The organism is Sulfitobacter sp. UBA4523, assembly GCF_002388305.1.
Classification (GTDB): Bacteria; Pseudomonadota; Alphaproteobacteria; order Rhodobacterales; family Rhodobacteraceae; genus Sulfitobacter; species Sulfitobacter pontiacus.
The window spans coordinates 1-8,469 of sequence record NZ_DGMH01000075.1; the positions used below are offsets into that span (position 1 = coordinate 1).

Here is an 8,469-nt window from a genome sequence, read left to right on the forward strand (position 1 = left end):
GGCCTACGCCGGATGCTTACGTTGCAAGAGCACTTGAGGTGGCTCAGGCCTGTACCAACGAAGCTGGGGCAAGTGGATACTCGCGAGGCTCTACGCGCTCTGCCTGTCCTTGTGGATCATCGCTGATGAGTTGGATCAAACGCCCAGGCGCGTGCGTCAGAGCCAAACACAGAGCATATTTCAATATGGCACCGAACGAGTTTCTGCCGACGCCTAACGTCAGTCAAAGACCGCTGTGATCAAAAGAAAAAAGCGGGCGCTGAAAGCACCCGCCTGCGTCGGCTTATACCTGTTCGAATGATGGCACTATGAACACGACCGCCATACCGCAAACGCCGGTGACGCCATTATTTTCCGCTTAAAGAAGAGATATCGTCGACCGTGCTGATAGTGTTTCACGCTCCATCTGCTCGATGGCGCGAATGTGCCACTCCAAACCGGTTTGACCCTGATCGGCCGCTTCGGCCAAGTTGTTCTGCGCCAGCTTCGCCTGGTCGGCCGACAGAACCAACGCCTCGGCGACCTCTGCGCGGCTGGTGCGTATATCGGCAAGCTGCGCGTCATAAGCATCCTGCGAAATCGCCCCTGAAGCCTTGAGCTGATTCAACGTCGCCACATCTTCTTGCTGCTGTGCGAGCATCTGGGGAAGATGTGTCGTGATATCATCCAACTGGTCATTGGACTTGCGGATACTGCGCACGAGGTCATTCGCGGAAACCAGCTCCATCCGTTGGGCGACTTCTCGTTTGCCAGCGAGATTCCCGCTTACCGCACCAACAACGCCACCGGCCGCAGCGGCTCGCAGGCAGCCCGAGGCATCGGATGCGGCAAGCACCGAGATACCGCAGCCCACCGCGGCACCAACCGCGGCATGCTTGATTGTGGAGTTGCGGACAATATCGCGCATCAACGCGTCAAGCGCGGCGGTTTGCTCCACCATACCGGCGTCATTCTCACGGTTTTCCTTGAAGCTTAGCGTGCCGGACGAAGCGCCGAATTGCGCAGCGCGATCGGCAGTGGGCGCAGCACATCCTGAAACAAGAAAGGCAGCGGCGAGGGAAATCGTTAGAACAGTGGTTTTCATTACATGGATCCGTTGAGCTAGGCGTATTCGCGACGAATAGACGAAAATTATGCCGATTTTACGGCATCAGCGCCATGAAGTTTTCCGACGTTAACGTTTATCTATTCACCTTCGTGCCACAAATGCCCATAGTTCCCGCACAGGGTGAATTTTTTAAAAAGTCATATTGTTGCCGGTTTTGTTCACTATCGTTTAGGGAGTTCGACATAGGTTGCCTCGGAACCCCGAAGCAAATCTTGGAAGGAGACCAAATTGAAAATTCTAGCAGTCGACGATGATCCATTCATTCTAGAACTCCTTCCCGCGATGTTTGAACAGGCAGACCTGAACGATCTGCACACGGCCCCTTCGGGTCCGGCTGCTCTCGATATGATCAAAGCTCAGAAGGTGCCATTCGATTGCATGCTGCTGGACGTCGATATGCCGGAAATGGACGGGATCGAGCTTTGCCGAAGAATTCGCACTGTCCCCGGGTATGAGGACAAACCGATATTGATGCTGACGGCGAAGACAGATTCGATCTCTATCGAGAAAGCGTTTGCCGCCGGTGCGAACGACTACATCGCCAAGCCATTTAACCTGAAGGACATCTACAACCGCATTCGCGTGGCCGAACGTCTTTTGGTATCATCCAAGACCATCAAACGCATCGACGCGAGCGTCCTGTCCAAAGAAGGCACACAGGTAGCTGAAGATATCACACTGGCCGACAAGGTCTTTTTGGCGAATGTCGGCAGGCTGATCCTGTCATTCTCCCTTGGGAACTACATTACGCAGCTCGATCGGAGCGAACTGGACAACTATCAGGTTTTCGGCGTGTCGATTGATGGTGCGGAACGTATTTTCGAAGAAACGTCACAACAGGGGTTCCTTCATATCCTCACCAGCGTGGCAGAAACCCTGACCGACCTTATCACCTGCCCCCATCTGCTGATGTCCTACGAAGGCAACGGTGCCTTCCTGTGTATTACGCGCGACCCGAACCTGCCCGAATGGGACCGGATGGAGGCGGGCCTACAGGCCAAGCTGGATGCGCTGAACTTGCTAAGCGATGATCTGAAGCAAGATAGCATCAGCCTGTCAGTCGGCACGCCCATAGCCCCGAATGCGAACCGGACCCAACGGGTGAAAAAGACCTTCGAACGGGCGCTATCGCGCGCTGAAATGCGCTATGCAAGCAAATGCGCCGCCGCCTGATCCTAGTTGATCGGGAATTGCACCAGACACTGCGCCGCATGTTTGCGGTAATCCTCTAGCGTCTGATCGATCGAGCGGCGGTCGCGCATTTTGCCCATGGCCGATTTCTTTTGCGCCCGCGTACCGCTCACATGGCGTTCTAGGATCAGGACCGTCACGCCCAGCATGATGGTCTTTTCATCCTCACCGATCATGTCCGCACGCGCCAGTGTTACCGCCGTATAGGCGATCATATTGGCGCAGCGCAGCGCCGCGGCCTCTTCCCCTTCATAGGTAAGCGCATGCGCTGGCCCAGAAAGAACAGATCCGCAAAGAAGCGCAGAAAGCAGGAGCCTCAAAACGCTTTGAACGTCATCGTTGTAAGCGAACGTTCAATCCCTTCGATGTCCAGAAGGTTATCGTTGATGTAAACGCCAATATCTTTTCCCGAAGGAATATAAAGCTTCATCAAAAGATCGTAATCACCAGAGGTTGAATACAGCTCGGAGTGTATTTCCCGCAGCGCGACCTCTTCGGCAACGCGATACGTACTGCCGGGCCGGCACCGGATCTGGATAAAAACGCAGGTAGACATGGACAGGCCTTAGGCTGGTTACAACACGTCCAAGCTGACATAAGGGGGCAACAGCCGCAATCGCTGATTGGGACCGATCGGCATCGAAACGCTTTGTCTTGGCGCGACGGCCTGCCCTGCTATAAGAGCCCGAAAGACGGAGATATTCATATGCGCCAGACCACCATCAATCGCTCGACCGCGGAGACCGAGATCAGCGTCGAAATCAACCTCGACGGGACAGGGTCCTACGCCAACCACACGGGCATCGGGTTCTTCGATCACATGCTGGATCAATTGGCGCGTCACTCACTGATCGATATGAAAATCAGCGCAAACGGCGATCTTCACATTGATGATCACCACACCGTCGAGGACGTAGGGATCACGCTGGGCCAAGCGCTAAGCACCGCATTGGGCGACAAACGCGGCATTCGCCGCTACGGCGCGTGCCTGCTCCCAATGGACGATGCCTTGGTGCGTACCGCGCTTGATCTGTCGGCGCGGCCTTTCTTGATCTGGAATGTGGACCTGCCGACTGCAAAAATCGGGAATTTCGACAGCGAATTGGTACGTGAGTTTTTCCAGGCGCTCAGCACGCATGGCGGGATCACCTTGCACATTGATATGCTGCATGGCCTGAACAGCCACCACATCGCCGAGGCCGTCTTTAAATCTGTCGCCCGCGCCCTGCGCGAAGCGGTAGAAACCGACCCTCGGAAATCTTCTGATATCCCCTCGACCAAGGGTGCGCTGTAACGATGTTAACTGCGATTATCGATTACGAATCGGGCAACCTGCATTCGGCGCATAAGGCGTTCGAACGGATGGCGCGTGAGTGTAATGCTGGCGATGTGGTGGTCACCGCTGACGCCGATGTCGTGGCGCGCGCCGACCGCCTTGTCCTGCCCGGCGATGGTGCATTCCCCTCCTGCATGGCCGCGCTGAAAGGTCAAAGCGGCATCTATGCCGCCATGGTTGAATCCGCCGTCGACAAGGGCCGCCCCTTTCTTGGGATCTGTGTGGGCATGCAGTTGATGGCATCCATGGGGCGCGAGTATGAAGACACAGCAGGCCTAGGCTGGATCAGTGGCGACGTGACCAAGATCACGCCACGCGACCCATCCCTAAAAGTACCGCATATGGGATGGAACGACCTTGTCATAGACCACCCTCACCCCGTTTTCGACGGAATCGAAACCGGGGATCACACGTATTTTGTCCATAGTTTCCATATGGATGTACAGGACGAGTCCGAGCGGTTGGCGCATGTCGATTATGCTGGTGACGTCACTGCTGTTATCGGCCGTGACACCATGATCGGCATGCAATTCCACCCGGAAAAAAGCCAGACAACCGGCCTTCGTATGATTGCGAACTTTCTGAACTGGCACCCCTGAACCGGGCACCGCCTTCTACCGAAGGCGGGTCCAGATCATTTCGTCGCAAGCATTTCCTGTGCAGGTCTGTAACCGCATCGCATTGCCGTCGACCAACATCTTCGCCTTATGTTTCTTCGATGCAGAAGGCTCCAGCAACGTGCCGACATAGCTCCCGTCTGGTTGCGGCTTCATATCCCAGAAGACCCGTTTGCCAACCGCTGTAGAGCGTTTGTCATATCCACGCCGATCCTTGGCACGCTCGACGGTGCCGCATAACGCAGGCCCGCAGGGCTTCGCCCGTACGTGAACAACCAATCCGTTAACATCCGGCGCAGATTTCCAGACACCTTCAACTACATCAGCAAATACAGTCGTCGAAGAAGCTGCAAAAATAGCAGCATAGAAAATATATTTTGTTAAAAACATCGTATCACTCCCCCAAGCGACACATGCCTTACAGCTTTTTAGCAACGCACCAAAAAACCAAGGCGCGGGCATATTCTACACCCGCGTCCCGATTCGCGCAAATCCCACTCATTTGCGATGGTAATGAAGGTTACTGGACCCGCTGCCAGTCCTGCTTTGAACACAGCAACCCGCCCGCGACACAGCCCGACAGTTTCAGGCTGTTACCGGCGACGGTCATCTTGCCGATGTAGATTTTGTTGTTTGAAGGTCGCCAAACCTTACCTGCATATTTGCCGCTCCCGTCAGGTTTCATGTCGATGACCAACTGCTTTCCGATATTTTCGGACTTATATTCGCCCGACGCGTTGAACGTCCGCTGAATGGTACCGCAGATCGCCCCACCACAGGGGGTCATTTTGACATGCGCATAAGCCCCGTCATCCGGTTGCGTTTTCCAAACGCCAACCGCCGGGTCAGCAGCCATGGCTGTTCCTGCAAAACCAATGCCAACGATGGCCGCAATAATCGTTCTTTTCATGATATATCCTCCCGATATGCTCTCAGATTGAAGCCAATACGACGATTCAGGCAAGCTTGACGTAGGGGACACCTCTGCCGCGTTGCAAAAACCCGCCCGCCGTGGCAATTGAAACCAACTCCCCCAATGCCAAGGGCAACACTATGATCCTCTACCCCGCTATTGACCTTAAAGACGGCCAAGCCGTTCGTCTTGTGCACGGCGACATGGAAAAATCCACTGTTTTCAACGATGACCCCGCGGCGCAGGCCCGTGAGTTTGTGGATGCGGGCTGCACTTGGCTTCACTTGGTGGACTTGAACGGTGCCTTCGCAGGGACGCCGGTCAATGCCGCCCCGGTGGAAGCGATTTTGAAGTCTTGCAACGTCCCCGCCCAGTTGGGAGGCGGCATTCGCGATATGGCGACGATCGAAGCTTGGCTGGACAAGGGTCTCGCACGCGTCATTCTGGGCACTGTCGCGGTCGAAAATCCCGCTTTGGTGCGTGAAGCAGCGCGAGCTTTTCCTGGCAAGGTCGCGGTCGGCATTGACGCCAGAAATGGTCGCGTGGCAACCAAGGGATGGGCTGAGGAAACCGACGTGATGGTTACAGATCTCGCTAAATCTTTCGAAGATGCAGGTGTCGCGGCGCTGATCTACACCGATATCATGCGAGACGGGGCCATGGGCGGTCCAAACATTGACGCCACCGCCGCTTTGGCGCGTGCCGTCAATATTCCTGTCATCGCCTCCGGGGGCGTCAGCTCCCTTGCTGACCTTGAGGCGTTGAAAGAAACTGGCGTGATATCCGGTGCCATTTCCGGCCGGGCGCTTTATGATGGCGCGATCGACCTAAGCGAAGCTTTGAAGGCCCTCGCCTGAGTTTCCAAATGGTTTCAAATCCTCGGGTGGTTTGGAGGGCAGACAGCCCTCCAACGGTTTTTTCCGCTGCCCCGTCGCGAGAAAGAAGACATGCTTAAGACCCGTATTATTCCTTGCCTCGATGTCGCCGATGGTCGCGTTGTCAAAGGCGTTAATTTTGTTGGCTTGCGCGATGCCGGTGACCCGGTTGACGCAGCGATCGCATATGACGCTGCAGGTGCGGACGAGCTTTGTTTCCTTGATATCCACGCCACACATGAAAACCGTGGTACCATGTTCGACCTGGTCACACGCACAGCCGAACACTGCTATATCCCGCTTACTGTTGGTGGCGGTGTACGCACCGTTGCAGATGTTCGCGCCCTGCTTTTGGCTGGTGCCGACAAGGTCAGCTTCAACTCTGCCGCGGTGGCTAATCCGGACATTATTGCGCAGGCAGCAGACCAATTCGGCAGCCAGTGCATCGTCTGTGCCATCGATGCGAAAACCGTCGCCCCCGGAAGGTGGGAGATTTTTACCCACGGTGGCCGCAAACCTACGGGCATTGATGCCGTCGAATTCGCAAAGACGGTCACTAAGAAAGGCGCAGGAGAGATTCTACTTACCTCCATGGATCGTGACGGTACCAAGCAAGGGTTTAACATTCCGCTAACGCGCGCGATTTCCGACGCGGTTTCTGTGCCTGTCATCGCCTCTGGCGGTGTCGGAGCGCTGGATCATCTTGTCGATGGCGTCGTTGAGGGCGGCGCTTCAGCGGTGCTCGCAGCCTCGATCTTTCACTTCGGCGAATTTACGGTCGCTCAGGCGAAACAACACATGGCTGATGCCGGTATCCCAATGAGGCTCTCATGACGCTCGACGATCTATTTGTAACAATCCAATCAAGAAAAACTGCTGATCCATCAAGCAGTTGGACGGCGCAGCTTTTGGCAAAAGGTCCCGAGAAATGCGCCGAAAAATTCGGTGAAGAAGCGGTCGAAGCGATCATCGAGGCCGTGAAGGACGATAAAGCTGGTCTGACATCGGAAGCCGCGGATGTGCTGTACCACCTGCTTGTCATGCTCGCGTCCCGCGACGTCGCGCTGTCAGATGTACTGGATGAACTGAGCCGCCGACAGGCGCAAAGCGGCCTCGCTGAAAAAGCCGCCCGCTAACACGGGGTACGTTTACCACAGTATATTTCGTGATGCGTAGCAAACTGGGGTCAAAGCTTGCTAGAGATTATTCCCGTTGCAAAACCTCCCATGCGCAATTCGCCGAAAAGGCGCTGATATTCAATCTTCGGGCATCTGTTCTGAATAACGGTCAAGCCCTTTGCTTCCGCATTTGCGGCAGCTTCAGCATGCTGCACCCCGATTTGCATCCAGATCGTCGCCAGATCAGGAAACACCTGTAATGCCTCGTCAACGATTTCTGGCACAGTCTCTGACCGTCTAAAAATATCGACCATGTCAACGCCACCCCCGATGTCTGACAGCTGCGAAACCACCGTTACCCCCAATAGTGTCTTCCCAGCATGCACCGGATTTACCGGAACAATATCGTACCCCTTGGTCTTCAAATATCGCGCGACATAATAGCTTGGCCGAACCGGGTTCAACGAAGCCCCCACGACCGCGATCCGCTTCGTCTGCGTCAGAATATTTTTCAGTTGGGTATCGGTGTAGGTCATGCTTCTTACTAAACCTCTAACGGTTCGAAAAAAAGCGCCCTCGACGATAAACGTGAGGGCGCAAAGGTATGGAACGAGGGACAGTTAGGTGATCGGCGAGAGTTCCAAACTCGCCGTCATATACAGAAGGTAGGAACGATTTGCTCCATTCAAAGAGCATGTGACAAATCCGTGAAGAAACGATGAATGCGCCAGCCATTTTCCGCCGAATCTCGCTTTTGGCAGCGTAAACTAGTCAAATATATCGTCGATCACATCCGCGACCTCACTCGCGATCTTTGTGATCCAGGTTTTCTTTTTCTTCACTTTTCGATGCTTAGGCTTGCGAATAGCAGCTGCCGCTCGGGCATGTGGAAATTTCCGCAGCCCCGCCGCAGGCCTGCCGCCGGTATTGGGCTTTTCAGAATCGCGAGGGAGCGGAATTTGTTTCAGATCATGCAATGGTGCGCCGCATTGTGCGCAAGCCAGCTCGTGCCGCCCTGCCCCCAATGTCAGCGCTGCCTTGCTGCCGCAAAAACAGCATGTCGCGATTTTTGTCGGGTAACTCATGCAATTATGCTCAGCTGTGATCCCGCGACGCATATAGCGCGATTGCCGCTGCATTTGACACGTTTAGCGAACCGAACCCGCCGCCTGCGTCGATTCGGACCAGCGCATCGACGGTTTCTTTGGTTTTTTCACGCAGACCTGGCCCTTCGGCCCCCAGCACAAGCGCCACCGGACGGTCGCGCTTCCCCTCCAGCGCAGATTCGACGGTCATATGGGCTTCGCCGTC

14 protein-coding genes are annotated in these 8,469 nt (G+C 55.2%); 6 read left to right on the top strand and 8 right to left on the bottom strand.

The annotated features are described in order from the left end of the window. Window positions 1-358 precede the first annotated feature (358 nt). Complete coding sequence (locus B3849_RS17445) at window positions 359-1,084, bottom strand: hypothetical protein (RefSeq protein ID WP_286780483.1); 726 nt, start codon at window positions 1,082-1,084, stop codon at window positions 359-361. A gap of 252 nt (window positions 1,085-1,336) precedes the next feature. On the opposite strand from B3849_RS17445, the gene B3849_RS17450 reads away from it, so the two are divergent. After that, entirely contained in the window at window positions 1,337-2,281 is a 945-nt protein-coding gene (locus B3849_RS17450) for a response regulator (protein WP_278425669.1), read from the top strand. Window positions 2,282-2,283: 2 nt separating this feature from the next. Here the strand turns inward: B3849_RS17450 and B3849_RS17455 are convergent, their stop codons facing one another. After that, the gene (locus B3849_RS17455; RefSeq protein WP_235183796.1) at window positions 2,284-2,514 is read right to left on the bottom strand and encodes a hypothetical protein; all 231 of its coding nucleotides are present in this window, start codon (window positions 2,512-2,514) and stop codon (window positions 2,284-2,286) included. 101 nt (window positions 2,515-2,615) lie between these two features. Beyond that, window positions 2,616-2,855 carry an Lrp/AsnC ligand binding domain-containing protein gene (locus B3849_RS17460; protein ID WP_005854294.1) on the bottom strand — a complete coding sequence of 80 codons (240 nt, stop codon included), beginning with the start codon at window positions 2,853-2,855 and terminating at the stop codon, window positions 2,616-2,618. 150 nt (window positions 2,856-3,005) lie between these two features. On the opposite strand from B3849_RS17460, the gene hisB reads away from it, so the two are divergent. Continuing rightward, a complete protein-coding gene (hisB, locus tag B3849_RS17465; protein ID WP_005854296.1) occupies window positions 3,006-3,593 on the top strand; it encodes an imidazoleglycerol-phosphate dehydratase HisB in 588 nt (195 codons plus the stop codon). Window positions 3,594-3,595: 2 nt separating this feature from the next. Further along, window positions 3,596-4,234 carry an imidazole glycerol phosphate synthase subunit HisH gene (hisH, locus tag B3849_RS17470; RefSeq protein ID WP_278425667.1) on the top strand — a complete coding sequence of 213 codons (639 nt, stop codon included), beginning with the start codon at window positions 3,596-3,598 and terminating at the stop codon, window positions 4,232-4,234. Window positions 4,235-4,249: 15 nt separating this feature from the next. On the opposite strand, the gene B3849_RS17475 is transcribed toward hisH, so the two are convergent. Both B3849_RS17475 and B3849_RS17480 read right to left on the bottom strand, forming a co-directional pair. Next, complete coding sequence (locus tag B3849_RS17475; RefSeq protein ID WP_005854300.1) at window positions 4,250-4,642, bottom strand: DUF2147 domain-containing protein; 393 nt, start codon at window positions 4,640-4,642, stop codon at window positions 4,250-4,252. A 130-nt stretch (window positions 4,643-4,772) separates the two neighbouring features. Beyond that, window positions 4,773-5,162 (bottom strand): DUF2147 domain-containing protein, encoded by a 390-nt coding sequence (locus B3849_RS17480; protein WP_005854302.1) that lies wholly within the window; start codon window positions 5,160-5,162, stop codon window positions 4,773-4,775. A 143-nt stretch (window positions 5,163-5,305) separates the two neighbouring features. Between B3849_RS17480 and hisA the strand changes: the two genes are divergently transcribed. From hisA to B3849_RS17495, 3 genes are all read left to right on the top strand, one after another. Further along, window positions 5,306-6,022: a 1-(5-phosphoribosyl)-5-[(5-phosphoribosylamino)methylideneamino]imidazole-4-carboxamide isomerase gene (gene hisA / locus B3849_RS17485; RefSeq protein ID WP_037963903.1), complete on the top strand. Its 717-nt coding sequence runs from the start codon at window positions 5,306-5,308 to the stop codon at window positions 6,020-6,022. A 90-nt stretch (window positions 6,023-6,112) separates the two neighbouring features. Then, window positions 6,113-6,874 (top strand): imidazole glycerol phosphate synthase subunit HisF, encoded by a 762-nt coding sequence (hisF, locus tag B3849_RS17490; protein WP_278425666.1) that lies wholly within the window; start codon window positions 6,113-6,115, stop codon window positions 6,872-6,874. Next, window positions 6,871-7,176 (top strand): phosphoribosyl-ATP diphosphatase, encoded by a 306-nt coding sequence (locus B3849_RS17495; protein ID WP_009825012.1) that lies wholly within the window; start codon window positions 6,871-6,873, stop codon window positions 7,174-7,176. The genes hisF and B3849_RS17495 overlap by 4 nt, the downstream gene beginning before the upstream one ends. A 50-nt stretch (window positions 7,177-7,226) precedes the next feature. Here B3849_RS17495 and B3849_RS17500 read toward each other — a convergent pair whose 3' ends face one another. From B3849_RS17500 to B3849_RS17510, 3 genes are all read right to left on the bottom strand, one after another. Then, complete coding sequence (locus tag B3849_RS17500; RefSeq protein ID WP_278425665.1) at window positions 7,227-7,694, bottom strand: CoA-binding protein; 468 nt, start codon at window positions 7,692-7,694, stop codon at window positions 7,227-7,229. 231 nt (window positions 7,695-7,925) lie between these two features. After that, entirely contained in the window at window positions 7,926-8,243 is a 318-nt protein-coding gene (locus B3849_RS17505; RefSeq protein WP_278425664.1) for a hypothetical protein, read from the bottom strand. A gap of 10 nt (window positions 8,244-8,253) precedes the next feature. Continuing rightward, window positions 8,254-8,469 (bottom strand): TrmH family RNA methyltransferase (locus B3849_RS17510; RefSeq protein ID WP_286780484.1); only part of this gene is annotated, 216 nt, incomplete at its 5' end.